This window comes from Cryptosporangium aurantiacum (assembly GCF_900143005.1).
Lineage (GTDB): Bacteria > Actinomycetota > Actinomycetes > Mycobacteriales > Cryptosporangiaceae > Cryptosporangium > Cryptosporangium aurantiacum.
The window spans coordinates 94,277-113,283 of sequence record NZ_FRCS01000020.1 but is presented as its reverse complement, the minus strand read 5'-3'; the positions used below and the strand labels follow the sequence as shown (position 1 = coordinate 113,283).

The following is a 19,007-nucleotide window of genomic DNA, read 5'->3' as shown; positions in this document are numbered from 1 at the left end:
GCGTGGCGTGCCGCCCGGAAGGGAAAGACCCTCCCATGAGGGAACACCCATCGATCTTCGCGATCCGTCCGACGATCGCGATCGACCTGTCCGACCGGCGCGCGCTGGTCACCGGCTCGACCCAGGGCATCGGCTACGCGATCGCGGCGGGTCTCGCCGCCGCGGGCGCGCGGGTGCTGGTGAACGGCCGGTCCACCGAGCGGGTGGACGAGGCGGTCAAGGCGATCCGGTACGAGGTGTCCGGCGCCGACGTCCGCGGGATCGTCGCCGACGTGACGACGGCTGCGGGCGCGGACGCCGTCCACGCGGAGACGCCCGAGCTGGACATCCTGGTCAACAACCTCGGGATCTTCGGCGCCAAGCCGGTGCTGGAGATCGACGACGACGAGTGGCGCCGCTACTTCGACGTTAACGTGCTCTCCGGCATCCGGCTCACCCGCACGTACCTGCCCGGGATGATGGAGCGCGAGTGGGGCCGGGTGATGTTCATCAGCAGCGACTCGTCGGTCGTCACGCCGGTGGAGATGGTGCACTACGGGGTCACCAAGACCGCGTTGCTCGCGGTCTCGCGCGGGTTCGCGAAGGCCGCCGCCGGGACCGGCGTGACCGTGAACTCGGTGCTCGCCGGGCCGACGCACACCGGCGGCGTCGAGGACTTCGTGGCCGAGCTGATCGGCGACGACGTGCCCTGGGACGAGGCGCAGCGTCGTTTCATGGCCGAACATCGCCCGCAGTCGCTGCTCCAGCGCCTGATCGAACCGCCCGAGATCGCCCACCTCGTGACGTACCTGGCTTCGGATCTCGCGTCCGCGACGACCGGCGGCGCGGTCCGCGTCGACGGAGGTTATGTCGACGCGATCCTGCCCTAAATTTCCCGGACCGATTCCGTAGGCTGTCGGGCGACGCGGGAGGGGTCGGTGCGGGTCTTCGTCAGCAGTACCTCGGAGGAATCGGCGCGGTACCGGGGAGCCGCGCTCGCGGTCTGCCACCGGCTCGGCCTGCGGCCGGTCGACGCGGCGGGCCTACCCGACCCGGCCGTGCGCCGGGACACCCTCCGACAGTGCGACCTGTTCGTCCTGCTGCTCGGCGCCGAGTTCGGCGACGGCCCGTCCGGCACCCACGCGTCCTACCTGGAACTCGAGTACGAGTGGGCGGCCGCGCGGCAGCGGCCCCGGATCCTCGCGTTCGCGGTCGCCCCGGCCACCGACGAGTCGGTCGACCGGTTCGCGACCGTGCTGCGGACGCGACACGGCCTGACCAGGGTCGAGACCGTGCCCGAGTTCCGGGCCGCGCTGCTGCGCTCGCTCGTCCCGTACGGCGGCGACCCGACCGAGGCGACGCCGGTGGTTCCGGCCCCGCCGGCGTTCCACGCGGTGCCGCCCTACGTCGGCAGCGCGCCGTTCACCGGCCGCGCCGAGGCGCTGGACACGCTCGACGCCTGGGGCCGCTCGGACGACCCGGTGCTCGTCGTGGAGTCGCTCGGCGGCGTCGGGAAGAGCGCGCTGACCTGGGAGTGGGCGCGGAACCACGCGCCGGGCGTCGTCGACGGCCTGCACGGCAGGCTCTGGTGGAGCTTCTACGGCGGTTCCGCGTCGATCACCCGGTTCCTGCGCGAGACGCTCGTTTACGTCTCCGGCCTGCCCCGGGACGAGGTCGGGCGGCTGGGGCGCACCGAGCTCACCGACCAGGTGCTCGCCGCGTTACGCGAGCGTCCGTACCTGCTGGTGCTCGACGGGTTCGAGCGCCTGCTCGCGGCGTTCGGCCGATTCGACCCCTCGAAGCTCCGCGACGAGGACGTCGAGTCGGCACGGCGGTCGCTGATCGAGCCGCACGCGGACGAGGTGATCCGGGCACTGTGCACGGTGGAGCCGTCCAAGGTGCTGGTGAGCACCCGCCTGATGCCGGACGCGCTGGCCGGCCGGTACGGACGCCCGACGCCCGGCGTCGCGCATCTGCGGCTGCCCGGCCTCACCGACGCCGACACGCAGGCGCTGCTCGACCGGCTCGGCACCCCGGGCGACACCGACGCGGTCACCGCGTTTTTCCGGCAGGTCGAGAACCACCCGCTGCTGGTCGGCGTCGTGGCCGGCCTGGCCAGGAACCATCCCGGCGGCCTCGACGGCTGGCTCGCCGATCCCGCGGGCGGTGCCGGGGCTCCGGAGGGCGACCTCTCGTCGCGCCGCGCATACCTGCTGGACGTCGCGCTCAGCGCCACCCCGGCGCCGCACCGCCAGCTGCTCGGCTGGATCTCGGTGCTGCCCGGCGCGGTCGACCGGTCGACGATGGACGCGATCAACCCGTTCCGCCCGGCGAACGCGCGCGGCTGGGACGGGTCCGACGAGGACGTGGAGGCCCGCGTCCGGCTGGACGCCGCGCTCGCCGACCTGGAGGAGCGCGGCCTGCTCTGGTGGGATCGGTCCACCGCGGACAACGCGTATGACCTGCACCCGATCGTGCGCGCCTCAGTACACGACATGTTGGACGCCAGGGAGCGCGTCGCCGCCAACGAACGGATCCGTGACCACTTCCAGAGCCTGCCGCCGGAGGACGTGGCGAGCGCGACCAGCATCGAGGACCTCCGGCAGACGCTCACGCTGTTCTACGCGTTGATCGGTGCCGGGCAGCTCGCGGAGGCGAGCGCGGTCTGGAGCCGGGCGCTCGGCGACCCGCTGCTGATGAACCTCGGCGCCGCGACCACGGTCGTCGACCTGCTGGAACCGCTCGCCGCGGACGGCAGCCGGGCGGTCCGCGCGGACCTCGCGATCGCGTACTTCCTGCTCGGCCAGTACACGGTCGCGGTCGCGCAGGACACCAGCTTGCTCGCGGACGCACTGGTCGCCCAGGACGTCGAGGCGGTGACTCGGAGCCTGGGGCGCCTCGCGGTCGGGTTGGCGGCCACCGGGCGGGAGATCGCGGCCGCGTGGACGATCGACCTGTACGCGATGCTGCGCGACGCGGCAGGCGCCCCCGCGAAAGAGGACCCCTGGCTGCTCGGCGAGCGGGGAATCGGCGCGATCCGGCGCGGACACCTCGACGAAGGACTGGCGCTGCTCGACGAGTCCGCCGCCGCGGCCGCCGCACGGCGGACCGCGCCGCCGCCCGGATTCGAGGCCGACCTCGCGTACTGGCGGTGCATGGCCGGGTTGGCCGCCGGTGACCTGAGCGAGGCCGAGGTAGATGCCGCCGCGGCGCACCCCGGGGACTGGCGGCACCGCCGCCGGGTGGCCGAGCTGCGCGCGGAACGGTTGCTCCGGGCGCAGCGGTACGCGGACGCGCTGACCGCGCAGCACGACGTGGAGCGCGTCGACCGGGACGCCGGCCGGGAGACGATGCCGGCGACCACCGCCTACCTGCTGGCGCGGCTCGACCGGCGCGACGAGGCGTCCGAGGCCCTGGACGACGCCCTCGGCCGGCTCGCGGCGCTGCACCCGGCCGCGCGTCCGCACCACCGGATCGGGCAGGCGCTGCTGGCGCTCGACCGGCGCGACGAAGCGATCGAGCAGGCGCTGCTCGCCTACCGGCGGGCCTGGCGGGACGGGCCACCGTACGCGGCCGCGCTCGACCTGACCGACGCGCGCGAACTGCTGACGGAGCTCGGTGTTCCGGAGCCCTCGCTCGAGGTGACGGACCCGGAGTCCGTCCGGCTTCCGCTCGACCGCGACGTCCGCGCGTTCGTCAGCCGGTGCGAGGAGAACGCCGCACGGACCGGCTGATCTGATGGCCGAGATGTTTTCCCTGCCGGGCGGCGCACTGAGCTTCGCCGAGTGCCGAGCGATCGCGACAGCGGTCCGCGCCTCGCAGCACGGCCGCGAGGCGATCCGTTCGGCCCGCGGCACAGGGACGGGCCGACTGTTCCGGGATCGGGGTCCGCTGCCGCTCATGCTCTACGTGGCGGGGCGGGACGGCTACCTCGCCCGGACCGGCGAGCAGGACGTCGCGCTCGTCCGACCGCCGCTGGGCGCACGCGGGTACCGACTCGGAGGGGGGCCCTGGCTTGCGGTCCTTCGCTTCGCCGACGCGCAGTGGAACCACCTGGCTTCTGGGGGGCCTCCGGCCGTCTTGCTGCTCCTCGCGTTGGCGGCCGGTCTCACCGGCTCGCTACTGGCGACGCTGCTCCTCGTTCTTCTCGCACTCGCCTGGTCGCTCACGAGCATGCTCTCGTTCCTGCTGCCGCAGCTCGGTGGACTCACCCGACGTCTGCCGTTCTGGCGCTCGCCCCCGGGCCCTGACCTCTCCGGTCCCCGTGGCGACAACTGGGTGATGGTCTTGGGACACACGCGGGATCAGGATGCGGAGGACGCGCAGCGCCTCCTGCGGGCCGCCCAGCAGAGGGCCGAGATGCTCGTCGCGGCCTCGATTCAGCGGGCCGCGAGGAGGCAAGGCGGCCGGGTGACCAAGGGGGCCGTCGGTGTTTACCTCGACGTACTCCGCGCCGGTCTCACCAACGACGCTCTGCGCGAAGCGGTGGGCGCGCAGGCGAACCGTGTCGACACGGACGGCACCGACGACTCGATGCACGTGCTGGGCCCCCGTGATCACGGGCCGGGGAAGCCGCACCGGGTCGTCGACGCGGGCGGGTTCTTCTTCCTCTATCTGGCGGCGTGCGTGGTCGCGATCGCGGTTCTCGCGACTCAGATCGCTGAGTTCGAGCGGGCGGCCTGCGGGCAGAGCTGCGCCGACCGGCCCGCGACGTACGGCTCCGCCGTCGAGTGGTCGATCCAGATGTTCCTCGGCTACCCGATGACCGACGTGTCAGCGGCCACCCTACGGGTGCAGGTCTACGGCTATCTCCTCCGCGTGATGTTCCTGGTCGGGATCGCCGTGGCCGTGGCCGCGATCCTCCAAGCGGTCAGGGCCGTCCGGTTTCGACGCGAGGTCAGGGAGACGCAGGAAGCCGTGGCACGTACCCGAAAGCGCGCGTTGCTGCTCGTGACGTCCGACGTCGAGCACAGGGCGGTGCTGGCCGCCGTCCACGCGCGCAACCACCACCGGGGCCAGCTGATCCCGGCCGAACAGGAGGTCCTCGTCGGACTCGGCCACGTCGGGAACATCGAGGTCGTGCTCGGTCGCACCGGCCAGTCGGACGTCGGTGTGCACGGTGCCGGCCTGGTCACCGCGTCGCTGATCGGGAACGTCACCGCCGACTACGTCATCGCGGTCGGGATCTGTTACGGCCTGCGGCCGGATCCGGACGTGTATGCCGACGCGGACCTGGGGGTCACGTCGTACTCCGGCTGGCAGCGCATCGGCGACGTGTGCGTCTCCCAGCAGATCGCGCTGATCGACCATCTCGTTCGTTACCGCGAGGCCGACGGCACGCTCCGGACGCTGAGGCGTGGTGACACGGTGAGTGCCTCGGCCGGATCGCGTCTGCTCTCCGCGGCCAACGCTCTCGGGCCGACGTGGACGCGTGCGGACGTCCGGCCCGGCTTGCTGCTCTCCTCCAGCACGCTGCGAAACGATCCCGAGCAGATCCGGGAACTGCGAAACGAGTTCCCGGACGCGATCGGCGGCGAGATGGAGGCGGCGGGCGTCTACGCCGCAGCGGCCCGGCGGCAGATCGGCTGGCTCGTGGTCAAGGCGATCAGCGACTGGGGATTCGGGCGGGGCCGGGACGAGAAACAGCTCCAGGAGGACCGGCGGCTGGCGGCCGGCAACGCTGCGGAATTCGTCGTCCACCTGCTCGACAGCGGCGCGCTGGATGCTCTGCACTTCGAAAGCAGCGGTTAGCTGGTCTCTCCGGCGGGCCCGATCGCGTCCACCAGGCCCCAGCGCAGAGCGGTGTCGGCGTTGACGCGCTGACCGGACAGGCCGATCCAGGCGGTGCGCTGGCGGCCGATCCGGCGGGGCATGCTCACGGTGCCGCCGGCCCCGGGCACCAGCCCGAGCGACACCTCCGGCAGGCCGATCGACGTGTCCGGCGCGGCGATCACGCGCCCGGCGAACGCCGGCAGCTCGATGCCCGCGCCGAGGCAGGCGCCGTGCAGGTGTGCGGTGGCGCGACCGGCGACGGTGTGCAGCAGCCGGGCGGGGCTGCGCGTGAGGCGGGTGAGGTGCGCCAGTGCGGGGTCGGGCCGGCTGCCGAACTCGTCCAGGTCACCGCCCGCGCAGAATTCCGGGCCCTCGCCGCGGAACTCCAGCGTGGCGTCCGGATCGGCGATCGCCAGCGTGAACGCCTCCGCGAGCGCGTCCCGCATCGCCGCGTCGAGCGCGTTGCGCCGCTGGGGCCGGGTCATCGTGACCCGCAGCGCGTGGCCGTCGCGTTCGACGCGGACTCGGCCGGTGCTCGGGTCGGCGGGCTTGACGGGCCGCCCGGCGCGCCAGCGGACGAACTCCTCGCCCGCCTGCAACGTCGAGTATGTGGCCGACTCGGCCACCAGCCCGGCCGGGACGTCGAGCCCCTCCGCCGAGCGCAGCAGTAACGCGAGTGCGGTGGCCGCGACCGGGTTCGCGGTGGCGATCACGGCCAGCGCGTCCACTCCGGCCGTGCTGCCGCCGGCGGGGGCGACGTACGGGCGGGGTGCGTCCGGGTCGTCGGTGAGCAGGACGTCCCCGAGCATCAGCGGCACGTGCCCGGCTCCGGTGAACACCGCCGGATCCGGCACCACCAGCGCAACGACGCAGGGCAGCGCCCGCACGTCGGCCGCCCACCGTCCGGGGCCCAGCAGCGCGGCGAGCCCCGCCGCCGACGCAGCGTCCGGGACCTCCACCGCGACCAGCGGCACCCCGAGCACCGCGGAGAACGACTCGGCGGCCTTCGGGTCGCCGAGCGCGTCCAGCAACGTCGGCACGTCGAGGTTCACTGCTCGGCCTTCCGCCGGGCCCGCGGCGCCGCCGAGCGGGGCGGGGCCTCACGCATGTGGTCCCGGACGCGACTCAACAGCGCGGTGAGCGCACCCAGGTCGTCCCGGGTGAGCGGGTCCAGCAGCAATCGCCGAACGACGTCCACGTGGCCGGGCAGCACTGCCGCGATCCGTTCCCGGCCCGCGGCGGTGAGGCCGAGCGTCGTGCTGCGCTCGTCGTCGGGGGAGGGGGTGCGGGTGATCAGCCCGGCCTTCTCCAGCAGCCCCGCCTGATAGGTGAGCCCGCTGCGGCTGACGACCAGGCTGTCGGCGAGGTCGGTCATCCGCAGTTGCCCTTCCGGTGCCTCCAGCAGGCTCATCAGGACCTTGAACTGGATGTTCGTGAGCCCGCCCGCGCTGCGGAGCTGCTGCTCGACCGCGTGCTGGAGCAGGCTCGAGACCTCCATCAGCGCGAAGAAGCCACCGAGCTCTGCCGCGTCGAGGCCACCGGGTTGCGTCACCCCGTGAATTCTACTTGCTTCAAATTCAAAGCATGCTACGGTCTAGACGTGCTTCAAGTTCGAAGCAAATTCCAGGAGGAGTGTGTCATGAAGGCTCTGCGGTACGCCGAGTACGGAGACCCGTCGGTGCTGACTCTCGTGGACGTCGAGCGTCCGGTCCCCGGCCCCGGCCAGGTGCTGGTCGAGACCGCGGCGGCGGCGTTCAATCCGGTGGACGCCGCGATCCGCGCCGGGTACCTCCAGCCGATGTTCCCGGGGGCGTTCCCGTACGTCCCGGGCATCGAGCTGGCGGGGCGGGTCGCGGAGATCGGCCCGGACGTCGTCCGCCTCGCCCCCGGCGACGCGGTGATCGGGTTCTTACCGCCGGACGTCGCCGGTGCGTCGGCCGAGTACGTGGTGGCTCCGGCGTCCGCCCTCGCCGCCGCGCCCCGGGGCGTCCCGCTCGCGGACGCCGCCGCGCTCCCGGTCGGCGGTCTCACCGCGTGGCAGGCGCTGTTCGAGCACGCGAAGCTGCGTGCCGGCCAGCGGCTCCTGATCAACGGCGCCGGGGGATCGGTGGGTGGCTACGCGATCCAACTGGCCGCCCGCGCCGGGGCACACGTCATCGCCACCGCGAGCCCACGCACCGCCGACCGCGCCCGCCGGTACGGTGCGGCCGAGGTCATCGACCACACGGTCACTCCGGTTCTGGAAGCTGTCACGGAGCCCGTCGACGTCGTCCTCAACCTCGTGTCGGAGCCGGGCGACCCGCTGCTCGGGCTGGTCGCGTCCGACGGCGTCTACGTCTCGACGATCACCGATCCGCCGACCGACGGCCCGGTGCGGGCGCTGCGCATGTTCGTCCGTCCCGACGCGGAGCAGCTGGCCACGCTGGGAGCGCAGGTCGACGCCGGGGAGCTGGAGATCGACGTCGCCGAGCGGCTGCCGCTGCGCGAGCTGCCGTCGGTGCACGAGCGTGCCGAAGCCGGAACCCTGGCCGGCAAGGTCGTACTGATTCCGTAGTGCGGTGTTCCCTCACGGAACGCCCCGGCGGGCGCGTTGCGCGGCCCGGCGTACCCCACCCCTGTGCCGTTCGGCTCAGGAGAGCACCGCCCGCACGTAGTCGGACGATGGAGCCGCCAACGCAGGAGCCAGCGGGGTGTGCAACAGACACAGGTCGGCCGGGTGGCCGGGGGCGATCCGGCGCCGGCGGCCGGGGCGATCGGGGTCGGCGAGGAACAGGTCCAGCGCCTCGGTGGCGGTGACCCGCTCGTCCGGGCCGAGGACCGCGCCGTCGGGCGTCCGGCGGTCGACCGCAGCGGCGATCGCCACCCACGGGTCGGCCGGTCCGAACGGTGCGTCGGTCGCCGCGGCCACCGGGACACCGGCGGCCCGCAGCGACCGCACCGGGTAGAGCCAGTCCCGTTCCGGCTCCGGGACGTCCCGGCGGTACGCGTCGCCCCGGTCGGCGAGGAAACCCGGGTTCGTCACGACCGCGAGGCCGAGTGCGGCGAGCCGGGCCGCGTACCCGGGCGGCACGATGCCGGCATGTTCGACGCGGTCGCCGGGGGTGCTGTCCGCCTCCTCGATCGCCGCGACGAGCGTCACCAGCTGCTCGGCGGTGACGCAGTGCACGGCGACCGGGGACCCGGCGGCATGGCTCTCCCGAATCGTGGCGGCGAGCTCGGCCACCGGCGGCAGCGTCGCATCGTCGAGCACGAGCTTCTGCGGGCCGAGCGTCACCCGCACGGCGTCGTCGGGCAGGGACAGCCCGGGCGGTGACATCAACACCAGCCGAGGCAGCCCGCCCTCGGCGTGGTCACCCGCGGCGCCCCCGGCCTGGCCCGCGTCGCCTCGGTCCGGACCGAGGCGAGCCGCGTCGGCCCGGTGTGGTTCGGCGGACGGAAGGCCGGTGGTCCAGAGCGCGGCCAGTGCGTTGGTCTCCGTCTGGTCGCGGTCCGGGGTGGCGTCGGTCCAGCGGGTGACGCCCCACTGGGCCGCCTGCCGGGCCAGGTCCGCCAGCGCCACCGGGAACGGGTCGCGGACGGTGGCGGTCCGGTCCCGCAGCCAGTCGTCCGCGCGCCAGAGCCGCCCGGTCGGCTCGCCGGAGGCGTCCCGTTCGATCCCGGCGACCGTGCTGCCCGCGGCCCCGGTGAGGAGGAGCGCCGCGCTGTTCAGGATCCACAGGGCGCCGGTGCGGTGCTGGATCCGGGTCGGACGCCCGCCGGTCAGCGCGTCCAGGCGGTGCCGGTCGAGCGGGCCGCCGGTGCTCTCGTGCCAGCCGACCCCGCGCAGCCAGACATCCGGCGGTGCCACGGCGGCGGCCTCTCGGACGCGGCGGTCGAAGTCGTCCGGACCGTCGGCCCCGGCCAGCCGGACCGACCATCGCGTCGCCGCCCAGGCGCGCAGGTGGACGTGGTGGTCGTGCAGGCCGGGAAGCAGCGCGCCGCCGTGGGCGTCCAGGGCCGGCTCGCCCGGGGAACGGTCGAGCCCGGCTCCGACCGCGACGATCAGCCCGCCCGCGATCCGGACGTCGACCCCGCCGGCGCCGTCGACCTCCGCGCCCCGAATCAGCACGACGCGCTCCAGATCGACCTGCGGCGGTTCTGGGTTGACCTGCGGTGGTCCCGGGCCGACGCGCGGCGGCCCTGGGCCGTGATGCGGCCGCTCGGGGTCGACCTGCGGGCGTTGCGGAACGCCGCCGGGTCGGACCTGGTCATCGCGCGGTGTCCGGATCAGCCGCGGCACCCTCGGGCACGTGGCGCAGTGTGCCGTCGGCACCCCGTCGGTGCAGGTAGGCCGGGCCGTCAGCCGGCCGGTTCACGGCTGCGCAGACGCCGGCCATCGCGACGTCGAGCAGGTGGCCGCCGCCGCTCCGCCGCGACGCCAGCCCGGCCGCCGCCGCGTACAACCCGGTCAGCGGATCGGCGATCGCGTCGCCGCAGAACACCGGCGAGCCGTCCGGTGCGGTGGCGACCAGGCCGCCGGCCACCGCGGCGTCGTCGCCGAACGCCACCCGCTGCGCCGGGTCGTCGCGGCCGTACCCGGTGATCGAGATCCAGGTGCGGCCAGCGCGGGCGGCGAGCCAGTCCTCGGCGACGAGCCCGAGCCGGCGCAGGGCCCGCGGACGGCTGCTCTCCACGACGACGTCCGCCTCGGCGGCGAGCGCGGCCAGCGCGGCGCGCCCCGCCGGCGTGCCGAAGTCGAGGACGACGCTCGCGTGCCCGGCGTGCAGTTCGGCGTAGAACTCCGGCGGACCGAACCGCGCGCCGTCCGGGCGGCGCACGTCCTCGACCTTTACGACATGCGCACCGGCCCGGCCGAGCAAGTGGACGCAGAGCGGTCCGGCCCACATCGCGGACAGGTCCAACACGACGCACGACCCGAGCCGCCCGGCGTCGCCGAGCCGCGGGCCCGGCTCGCCGAGGCGGTGGGTGCGCAGTGGCGCCAACCCGGCCGCGCTTCCGAGCACCGCGGCCGGGATGCCGAGCAACTGCGCGCGGTCGGCGAGCACTTCGGCCGGGCGGGACGCGGCCGCAGCGGCCACCGACCCCCAGTGATCGGAAGAGACCTCGGCCTCGAGCAGCGCGGGCAGCAGGTCCAGATCGGTCGGCCGGGACAGGTTGACCGCGAGCCAGCCGTCCGCGGCCCGCAGCAGCCGGCAACTCCCGTTCGCCGACGTTCGCCCGGCCCGCTTCCAGCCGTGCAGCGCGGCCCGCCCGGCCAGGACGTGGGCCGCGTCGACGTCGAGCGGCGCCAGCGCGGCGACCAGCGCCTCCACCCGCGCGGCCACCGGCGCCGAAGGAGCCCCGGGCGGATCGTCCGGAGCCCCGGTCAAGTCGGCCAGCCCCCACGCGAACCAGGTCTCGACCGCGCACCGCCCCGGGACGTCGCAGCACCGCACGGCGAACACACCCCGAGCCTAGGCCACGAGCGAACCGGACCCACTCGGGCGAGCTATGGCCCGCCCAAGGGGGTCCGGTTCGGGGATGGGTCAGGCTCGGCGTTCGGCTCCGACCAGCTCGGGCTCGGCGGACGGGGCGCCGTGGTCGTCGTCGAGCATCGTGGCCTCGTCGAACGGGGACCGGCCGGCGAGCACCTCGGTGGCGCGCTCCCGGTCGAAACCGTCGGTCCAGACGCCGACCAGCACGGTCGCGACCGCGTTGCCGGCGAAGTTCGTCAGCGCGCGGGCCTCGGACATGAACCGGTCGATGCCGACGATCAGGCCGACGCCGTCGAGCAGCGCGGGCTTGTGCGACTGCAGACCGGCGGCCAGCGTCGCCAGACCCGCGCCGGTCACCCCGGCCGCGCCCTTCGACGCGATGATCATGAACAGCAGCAACCCGATCTGCTCGCCGATCGACAGCGGCTGGTCCAGCGCGTCCGCGATGAACAGCGACGCCATCGTCAGGTAGATCGCGGTGCCGTCGAGGTTGAACGAGTACCCGGTCGGCACCGTGATGCCCACGACCGGACGCGAGACGCCGAAGTGCTCCATCTTCGCGATCAGCCGCGGCAGCGCCGACTCCGAGGACGACGTCGACAGGATCAGCAGGAACTCACGGGCCAGGTACCGGAACAGCGAGAGGATGTTGATCCGCGCGATCGTCCAGAGCAGCAGCCCCAGGATGCCGAACACGAAGATCGCGCACGTGAGGTAGAAGCCGAGCATCACCTGGAGCAGCGCGCTCAACGCGTCCCAGCCGGTCTCGCCGACCACCGCGGCGATCGCACCGAACGCACCGATCGGCGCCAGCCACATGATCATCGCCAGCACCCGGAAGACCAGCTTCTGCAGGTAGCCGACGCCGCGGAGGACCGGTTCGCCGCTCCGCCCCATCGCCTGCAGCGCGAAGCCGACCAGCAGCGCGACGAACAGCGTCTGCAGGACCTTGCCCTCGGTCAGCGACGAGACCAGCGTGGTCGGGATGATGCCGAGCAGGAAGTCGACGGTGCCACCCTCACCCTCGGCGGCCAGCTCCTTGCCGGCGTCGGCGGTGCCTTCCAGGTCGAGCCCGGATCCGGGGTGGATCAGGTTGCCGACGACCAGGCCGATCGCCAGCGCGAACGTCGACATGACCAGGAAGTAGCCGAGCGCGAGGCCGCCGACCTTGCCGACCTTGGCAGCGCTGCGGATCGACCCGATACCCAGGACGATCGTGCAGAAGATGACCGGGCTGATCATCATCTTGATCAGGTCGACGAAGCCGGTGCCCAGCGGTTTCAGCGCCACGCCCCAGTCGGGTTTGACCAGTCCGAGCGTGGCGCCGAGAACAACCGCGACGATGACCGCGATGTAGAGGTAATGGGTCCGATCGCGGCGCGGCGGGGGGTTCTCCGGCGTGGTCTCGTCCGGCGGCGGGGTGGTGTTGCCCGGCGGTGCGGCAGTACTGGACATGAGGGGACGCCTTCTTTCTGCGCGATGTCGTCAACGGCACGGCAGTAACTTGATGCCCAGAATCTCGGCGACAGTGACCTCGGTCACCGTTCTGTACATAACGATCCCCGAGAGGGAGGCCGCCCCGGTGTTACGTCCGCGGGACTGGAGCCTGGCCCGCCAGCTGCTCGCACTGCAGATCGCGGTGGTGACGGTGGTCGTCGCCGCCGGGCTGGGCGCCGCGATCGCGCAGGCAGAGCAGGCCACCGAGGAGAGCGCGGCCACCCGCGCGCTGGCGATCGCCCGCTCCGTCGCCGCGACGCCCGACGTCCGGGCCGCGCTGGAGCTGCCCGACCCCAGCCCGGTGCTGCAACCGCACGCGGAGAACGTGCGCCGGGCCACCGGCACTGACTTCGTCGTCGTGATGAGCGCGGCCGGGATCCGCTACACCCACCCGGACGAGACCCAGATCGGAAAGAAGTTCCTCGGCCACATCGACCGGGCCGTTCGCGGTGAGGCGTTCACCGAGACCTACACCGGGACGCTGGGGCCGTCGGTGCGTGCGGTGGTGCCGGTGATCGCCGACGGCACGGTGCGGGCCCTGGTGTCGGTGGGCATCAAACGCAGCGCGGTCGACCGCACGCTGCAGGGTCAGCTGCCGACGCTCGCGCTGGCCGGTGTCCTCGCGCTGCTGCTGGCCGCGGCCGGGACCTGGCTGGTCAACCGGCGGCTGCGCCGCCAGACCCACGACCTCGGCCCGCGTGAGCTGAGCCGGATGTACGCGTACTACGACGCGGTGCTGCACGCGGTCGGGGAAGGTTTGCTGCTGCTCGACCGGGACGGCCGGGTGCAGCTGGTCAACGACGAGGCCCGCCGGTTGCTCGGACTGCCTTCCGACGCCGCCGGCCAACACGTGGACGCCCTGCCGGTGCCGACGACGCTCGGCGCCGCGCTGGCCGCCGGTGAGCAGCGGGTGGACGAGATCCACCTGACCGGCGACCGCGTCCTGGTCGTGAACCAGCGGCCGGCCGGTGGCGGCAGCGTCGTCACGCTGCGGGACCACACCGACCTGCAGGCGCTCACCGGCGAACTGGACTCGGTGCGCGGCTTCGCCGAGTCGCTCCGCTCGGCGGCGCACGAGGCGTCGAACCGCCTGCACACGGTCGTGTCGCTGATCGGCCTCGGCCGGGTGAGCGAGGCGGTGGAGTTCGCGACCGGCGAGCTCGCGCTGAGCCAGCGGCTGGCCGACCGCGTCGTCGAGGCGGTGGAGGAGCCGGTCCTGGTCGCGTTGCTGCTGGGTAAGGTGGCGCAGGCCGCCGAGCGGGGCGTCGAGCTGGTGCTGGAGCCGGACGCGCAGGTGCCGCCCGGCGTCGCCGACCCGCGGGACCTGGTGACGATCGTCGGCAACCTGATCGACAACGCGGTGGACGCGGCGGTCGCGGCGCCACCGCCGCGCCGGGTCGAGGTGGGTGCGTGGGTCGACGACGACACCCTGGTGTTCCAGGTGACGGACTCCGGGACGGGGCTGGAGGCCGGGCAGGTGGAGCAGGCGTTCGCCCGCGGCTGGTCGACGAAGACCGACGGGCGGCTGATCGGCCGTGGCCTCGGGCTGGCGCTGGTCGGTCAGGCCGTGCACCGGCACGGCGGGCGGATCGACGTCGCCGGTGACGGTGGCGCGGTGTTCACGGTCCGGCTCCCGATGCGGGCCCGGGTGTCGTCATGATCAGGGTTCTGGTCGTGGAGGACGATCCGATCGCCGCGGACGCGCACGCCGCGTACGTCGGGCGGGTGCCGGGGTTCACGGTGGCCGGGGTGGCGCTCAACGCCGCCGACGCGCTCCGCCGGATGAGCCGGACCGACGTCGACCTGGTGCTGCTCGACATGCACCTGCCGGACCTGCACGGCCTGGACGTCTGCCGCCGGATGCGGGCGCACGGCCATCATGCGGACGTCGTCGCGGTGACCTCCGCCCGTGACCTGAACACCGTCCGGTCGGCGGTCTCGCTCGGCATCGTCCAGTACCTGATCAAGCCGTTCGTGTTCGCGACGTTCGCGGAGAAGCTGGAGCAGTACGCCGCCTACCGGTCGCGGGTCGCCGGCGGTGGCGTGATGAGCGGCCAGCACGAGGTCGACCGGGCCCTCGCGGTGCTGCACGGCCGGGGCCAGACCGGCCTGCCGAAGGGCATGAGCCCGGAGTCGCTGGACGCGGTGACGGCGGCGCTGCGCGACACGGCCGCCGCGGTGTCGGCGAGCGAGCTGGCCGAGGACCTGGGCATGTCGCGGATCACCGCCCGGCGGTACCTCGAACACCTCACCGACGCCGGGCTGGCGTCCCGCGCGGCCCGCTACGGCCGCGCGGGACGTCCCGAGCTCGAGTACCGCTGGGTCGGCTGACCCAGGATCAGCCCAGCCAGTCCTTCAGCACCTCGGCGGTGTGCTGACCGGACCCGGGGGGCGGCGTCGGCGTGCCGGGCGGCGTCCGGGAGAACCGGGGTGCCGGTGCGGCCTGCGGGACGCCGTTCTGGTCGACGACCGTGTTCCGGGCGGCGACGTGCGGGTGGTCGGCGGCCTCGGCGAACGTCAGCACCGGCGTGACGCACGCGTCGGTGCCGTCGAAGACCGCGGCCCACTCGTCCCGGGTCTTGGTGGCGAACACCTCGGTGAAGCGTTTGCGGATCGCCGGCCAGTTGCCCCGGTCGTCGCGCGACGGGAGGTCGTCGACGGCGAGGCCGGTCAGCAGCGCGGCCCAGAACTGCGGCTCCAGCGCACCCACGGCCACGTACTGCCCGTCGGCGCACTCGTAGGTGTCGTACCAGGGCGCGCCGCCGTCGAGCAGGTTGACGCCGCGCTCGTCGCTCCAGGCGCCGGCGCCCCGGAACGACCAGAACATCTGGGAGAGCAGCGTGGCGCCGTCGACCATCGCGGCGTCGACGACCTGGCCCCGCCCGGACCGCTCGCGCTCGAACAGCGCGGACAGGATCCCGACCAGCACCAGCATCGAGCCGCCGCCGAAGTCACCGACGTAGTTCAGCGGCGGGACCGGACGCTCACCGGCGCGGCCGATCGCGTGCAGTGCGCCGGTGATCGAGATGTAGTTGATGTCGTGCCCGGCGGTGCGAGCCCACGGGCCGTCCTGGCCCCAGCCGGTCATCCGGGCGTAGATCAGCCGGGGGTTGACCGCGACGCAGTCGTCCGGCCCGAGCCCGAGCCGTTCGGTGACGCCCGGCCGGTAGCCCTCGAGCAGGACGTCCGCCTTCTCGACGAGCGCGAGGAGCTGCGCCTTCTCGTCCGGATCCTTGAGGTTGAGCGCGACCGAGCGGCGTCCGCGCACCAGCTGGTCGGCGGAGCCCGCGGTCGGGTCCAGCCCGGGCACCGGGCGGTCGACCCGGACGACGTCGGCGCCGAGGTCGGCGAGGATCATCGCGGCGTGCGGGCCGGGGCCGATGCCCGCCAGCTCGAGGACTTTCAGCCCGGCGAGTGGTCCGGCGCCCATTCAGCGTCCCTTCCAGACCGGTGCGCGCTTCTCGGCGAACGCCCGAGAGCCTTCCTGGGCGTCCTCGGACCCGAGCACCGGCCCGACGATCGAGCCCTGCTTCTTCCACAGGTCGGCGTCGGCCCAGTCCTGCGACTGCACGATCAGCTGCTTGGACGCCGCGACCGCGAGCGGCCCGTTGGCGGCGACCCGGGCGGCCAGCGCCTTCGCGCCGTCCAGTGCCCCGCCGCTCGGCGTCAGCGTGTTGACCAGGCCGAAGCGGTGGGCGTCGGCGGCCGGGAGCGGATCACCGGTCAGCGCCAGCTCCATCGCGATCGCGGGCGGGATCCGGCGGGGGAGCCGCACCAGCCCACCGGCCGCCGCGACCAGGCCGCGCTTGACCTCGGGAATGCCGAACTTCGCGTCCTCGGCGGCGACGATCAGGTCGCAGGCCAGCGCGATCTCGCAGCCGCCGGCCAGCGCCCAGCCCTCCACCGCGGCGATGACCGGCTTGCGCGGCGGCAGCATCGTGATGCCGCCGAAACCCCGCCGGTCGTCGTTGGGGTTCTCGCCCGCGACGAACGCCTTGAGGTCCATGCCCGCGCAGAACGTGCCGCCGGCCCCGGTGATGATGCCCAGCGTCAGGTCGTCTCGCTCGTCCAGTTCGTCGAGCGCGGCGGCGATGCCCACCGACACCGCGTTGTTCACCGCGTTGCGCGCTTTCGGCCGGTTGATCGTGATGACCGATACGCCGTCGGCGTGCTCGACCTGCACCTCGTCGCTCACGTGAGCAGCCTCCCGCCGTTGGAATCCGCGTTCGTTCGCAACGTATCGGAGCGGCGTCCCCGCGGGAGGAGTTTTTCGGTCAGTCCTGACCGGAAATGTGCTGAGAGAGCGATCACATCACACTCGTCGGACGCCCGGTGGCGCGTCGGGGCCGGGCTACCGTTCGGTCGTGCAGACGACCACGGGCGCTCCGACGATCCTCGATCTCTTCACGTTGGAAGAGGTCGAGCGTGACCTCTACCGGGCGAACACCGTCTTCGACGACCCGTTCCCGCTCTACGGGGGCCAGGTGGCCGGGCAGGCGCTGGCCGCGGCCGGAGCGACGGTTCCCGAGGGGCGTCCGCCGCACTCGCTGCACGGTTACTACCTGCGCGGCGGCGACTCCGCCCAGCCGACGCTGTTCCGCGTCGACCGTGACCGGGACGGCCGCTCGTACTCCGCCCGCCGGGTCACCGCGCTGCAGGGCGACCGCGTGGTGTCCACGATGTCGTGCTCGTTCTCGGTGGAGGAGGACGGTCCGGACGCGGAGGCGTCCGGGATGCCGGACGTCCCGGACCCGACGACGCTCCCGGCGGCGCCGATGCCCCGGCTGTTCTCGATGGAGGGCTCGCTGCCGCCGGCGCCGTACCCGGGCAGCGAGTGGCCGACCCGGTTCTGGGCCCGCTGCACCGTCGACCTGCCCGAGGATCCGCTGATCCACGCGTGCGTGCTGACGTACCTCTCGGACATCTCGACCGGCCTCGCGCCGTACCACGACGAGACGTCCGCGTCCGGATCGAGCCTCGACCACGCGATCTGGTTCCACCGCCCGATCCCGATGGACGAGTGGGTGCTGATGGACCTGGTGCCGCACTCGGTGGCCCGTGGGCGCGGTTTCTACCACGGCATGATCCGCACCGCCGGTGGCACGCTCGGCGCGACGATCGCCCAGGAAGCGCTGTTCCGCGCCCGCGGCAGCAGCGTCTTCCACCAGCCGCGGCGCTAACCGGCCACCGACTCCAGGAACCGCAGGCGGTCGGCGGTCGCTCGTTGAGTGACCGCCGCATCCGGGGCGAGCAGGTCGAACGCGTGCGGCGCCCCGGCGTGCATGTGCATCTCGACCGGGATGCCGACGCGGGCCAGGCGCGCGCCGAACGTCAGGCCCTCGTCCCGGACGATGTCCAGGCTGCCCACCTCCAGGTAGGTCGGCGGCAGCCCGGCGACGTCGCTGGCGCGCGCCGGGGCCGCGTAGGCCGGGGCGTGCGCGGGCTCGGCGTCCACCGGGCGGTCGAGCACGGCCGCCCAGGCGGCCCGGTTGTCCTCGTAGCGCCAGAGCGCGCCCCGACCCAGCAGCGGGTCCGGCGTCACCGTGCGGTCGTCGAGCATCGGGTAGACGAGCAGCTGCCCGGCGAGCGTCGGACCACCGCGGTCCCGGCCGAGCAACACGGCGCCGGCGGCGATCGCCGCTCCGCCGCCGTCGCCGGCCACCGCGATCCGGGTGGGGTCCGAACCCAGCTCGCCGGCCTTCTTCGCGGCCCAGACGATCGCCGCGTATCCGTCCTCGACCCCGGCCGGGTACGGGTGCTCCGGCGCGAGGCGGTAGTCGACGGCGAGCATCGGGATGCCGCCCGCACCGACGTACCGGCGCATCACCGGGTCGTAGATGTCCAGGTCGCCCGCGACCATGCCGCCGCCGTGGAAGTAGACGACGAGCCCGGTCTCCGGCGTGCCGGGGCTGCGGTAGAGCCGCATCGGGACCTGGGTGCCGTCGGCGGAGGTCGCGGCGTGCCGGGTGACCTCGATACCGGGCGGAACCGGCGGTTCGGCCGCGAGCGCGCGCAGCACCGGATCGAGCGAGGCCCGCACCGCTGTGACGTCACCGCCGCTCGGTGGCCGGTCGGCCGCCCCGCGACGGCCGTTCCCTAGCCGGGCGTCGAGCGCCGCGCTGATCTCCGGGTCGAGGCCGAGCGCCATCCGCCACCTCCGTGCTTGAGGACGTCTTTGACCGCAGGTTACCCAAGTTGACCCTGTATGTTCTATTTCGGGGTGGTTGAGGGCCGCCGTTCACCATGCCTTCTGCTGCCGGTTTGGCGACCCCCCTAGCCTGACGG

15 protein-coding genes are annotated in these 19,007 nt (G+C 73.5%); 7 read left to right on the top strand and 8 right to left on the bottom strand.

The window, feature by feature from the left end; genetic code table 11:
* The first annotated feature begins 74 nt into the window (after positions 1-74).
* From BUB75_RS38465 to BUB75_RS38455, 3 genes are read left to right on the top strand one after another with little or no spacing between them, the layout of a single operon-like run.
* Entirely contained in the window at positions 75-869 is a 795-nt protein-coding gene (locus BUB75_RS38465; RefSeq protein ID WP_073264768.1) for an SDR family oxidoreductase, read from the top strand.
* Between the two features lie 48 nt (positions 870-917).
* Positions 918-3,713: a DUF4062 domain-containing protein gene (locus BUB75_RS38460; RefSeq protein WP_073264721.1), complete on the top strand. Its 2,796-nt coding sequence runs from the start codon at positions 918-920 to the stop codon at positions 3,711-3,713.
* A 4-nt stretch (positions 3,714-3,717) separates the two neighbouring features.
* The gene (locus tag BUB75_RS38455; RefSeq protein WP_073264719.1) at positions 3,718-5,730 is read left to right on the top strand and encodes a 5'-methylthioadenosine/S-adenosylhomocysteine nucleosidase family protein; all 2,013 of its coding nucleotides are present in this window, start codon (positions 3,718-3,720) and stop codon (positions 5,728-5,730) included.
* Here the strand turns inward: BUB75_RS38455 and BUB75_RS38450 are convergent.
* Both BUB75_RS38450 and BUB75_RS38445 read right to left on the bottom strand, forming a co-directional pair.
* Positions 5,727-6,803 (bottom strand): enoyl-CoA hydratase/isomerase family protein, encoded by a 1,077-nt coding sequence (locus BUB75_RS38450; RefSeq protein ID WP_073264717.1) that lies wholly within the window; start codon positions 6,801-6,803, stop codon positions 5,727-5,729. The genes BUB75_RS38455 and BUB75_RS38450 overlap by 4 nt on opposite strands.
* On the bottom strand, positions 6,800-7,249 hold the full coding sequence (locus tag BUB75_RS38445) for a MarR family winged helix-turn-helix transcriptional regulator (RefSeq protein ID WP_073264766.1): 450 nt from the start codon (positions 7,247-7,249) through the stop codon (positions 6,800-6,802). The genes BUB75_RS38450 and BUB75_RS38445 overlap by 4 nt, the downstream gene beginning before the upstream one ends.
* 141 nt (positions 7,250-7,390) lie before the next feature.
* Here BUB75_RS38445 and BUB75_RS38440 point away from each other — a divergent pair, with 141 nt between their 5' ends.
* Positions 7,391-8,305: an NADP-dependent oxidoreductase gene (locus BUB75_RS38440; RefSeq protein ID WP_073264715.1), complete on the top strand. Its 915-nt coding sequence runs from the start codon at positions 7,391-7,393 to the stop codon at positions 8,303-8,305.
* Between the two features lie 75 nt (positions 8,306-8,380).
* Here the strand turns inward: BUB75_RS38440 and BUB75_RS38435 are convergent, their stop codons facing one another.
* From BUB75_RS38435 to BUB75_RS38425, 3 genes are all read right to left on the bottom strand, one after another.
* Positions 8,381-9,859, bottom strand: coding sequence for an amidohydrolase family protein (locus tag BUB75_RS38435; RefSeq protein WP_073264764.1), 1,479 nt, complete (start codon positions 9,857-9,859; stop codon positions 8,381-8,383).
* Positions 9,860-9,998: 139 nt separating this feature from the next.
* Entirely contained in the window at positions 9,999-11,195 is a 1,197-nt protein-coding gene (locus tag BUB75_RS38430; RefSeq protein WP_073264713.1) for a CoA transferase, read from the bottom strand.
* Between the two features lie 81 nt (positions 11,196-11,276).
* Positions 11,277-12,680: a cation:dicarboxylate symporter family transporter gene (locus BUB75_RS38425; RefSeq protein WP_084742222.1), complete on the bottom strand. Its 1,404-nt coding sequence runs from the start codon at positions 12,678-12,680 to the stop codon at positions 11,277-11,279.
* Positions 12,681-12,807: 127 nt separating this feature from the next.
* Between BUB75_RS38425 and BUB75_RS38420 the strand changes: the two genes are divergently transcribed.
* Positions 12,808-14,382 (top strand): sensor histidine kinase, encoded by a 1,575-nt coding sequence (locus tag BUB75_RS38420; RefSeq protein ID WP_218618023.1) that lies wholly within the window; start codon positions 12,808-12,810, stop codon positions 14,380-14,382.
* Positions 14,379-15,053 (top strand): response regulator, encoded by a 675-nt coding sequence (locus BUB75_RS38415; RefSeq protein WP_073264711.1) that lies wholly within the window; start codon positions 14,379-14,381, stop codon positions 15,051-15,053. Before BUB75_RS38420 ends, BUB75_RS38415 begins: the two co-directional genes overlap by 4 nt.
* 7 nt (positions 15,054-15,060) lie before the next feature.
* Here BUB75_RS38415 and BUB75_RS38410 read toward each other — a convergent pair whose 3' ends face one another.
* Positions 15,061-16,152 (bottom strand): CaiB/BaiF CoA transferase family protein, encoded by a 1,092-nt coding sequence (locus BUB75_RS38410; RefSeq protein ID WP_073264709.1) that lies wholly within the window; start codon positions 16,150-16,152, stop codon positions 15,061-15,063.
* Positions 16,153-16,917 (bottom strand): crotonase/enoyl-CoA hydratase family protein, encoded by a 765-nt coding sequence (locus BUB75_RS38405; protein WP_073264707.1) that lies wholly within the window; start codon positions 16,915-16,917, stop codon positions 16,153-16,155.
* Positions 16,918-17,086: 169 nt separating this feature from the next.
* Between BUB75_RS38405 and BUB75_RS38400 the strand changes: the two genes are divergently transcribed.
* Positions 17,087-17,902 (top strand): acyl-CoA thioesterase, encoded by an 816-nt coding sequence (locus BUB75_RS38400; RefSeq protein WP_073264705.1) that lies wholly within the window; start codon positions 17,087-17,089, stop codon positions 17,900-17,902.
* Here BUB75_RS38400 and BUB75_RS38395 read toward each other — a convergent pair.
* Positions 17,899-18,870: an alpha/beta hydrolase gene (locus tag BUB75_RS38395; protein WP_073264703.1), complete on the bottom strand. Its 972-nt coding sequence runs from the start codon at positions 18,868-18,870 to the stop codon at positions 17,899-17,901. The genes BUB75_RS38400 and BUB75_RS38395 overlap by 4 nt on opposite strands.
* Positions 18,871-19,007: the final 137 nt, after the last annotated feature.

Excerpts from the sequence above, each read along its gene's own strand:
- BUB75_RS38455 (WP_073264719.1), top strand. The coding sequence starts at position 3,718 with ATGGCCGAGATGTTTTCCCTGCCGGGCGGCGCACTGAGCTTCGCCGAG.
- BUB75_RS38445 (WP_073264766.1), bottom strand. The coding sequence starts at position 7,249 with ATGGAGGTCTCGAGCCTGCTCCAGCACGCGGTCGAGCAGCAGCTCCGC.
- BUB75_RS38440 (WP_073264715.1), top strand. The coding sequence starts at position 7,391 with ATGAAGGCTCTGCGGTACGCCGAGTACGGAGACCCGTCGGTGCTGACT.
- BUB75_RS38425 (WP_084742222.1), bottom strand. The coding sequence starts at position 12,680 with ATGTCCAGTACTGCCGCACCGCCGGGCAACACCACCCCGCCGCCGGAC.
- BUB75_RS38415 (WP_073264711.1), top strand. The coding sequence starts at position 14,379 with ATGATCAGGGTTCTGGTCGTGGAGGACGATCCGATCGCCGCGGACGCG.
- BUB75_RS38410 (WP_073264709.1), bottom strand. The coding sequence starts at position 16,152 with ATGGGCGCCGGACCACTCGCCGGGCTGAAAGTCCTCGAGCTGGCGGGC.
- BUB75_RS38395 (WP_073264703.1), bottom strand. The coding sequence starts at position 18,870 with ATGGCGCTCGGCCTCGACCCGGAGATCAGCGCGGCGCTCGACGCCCGG.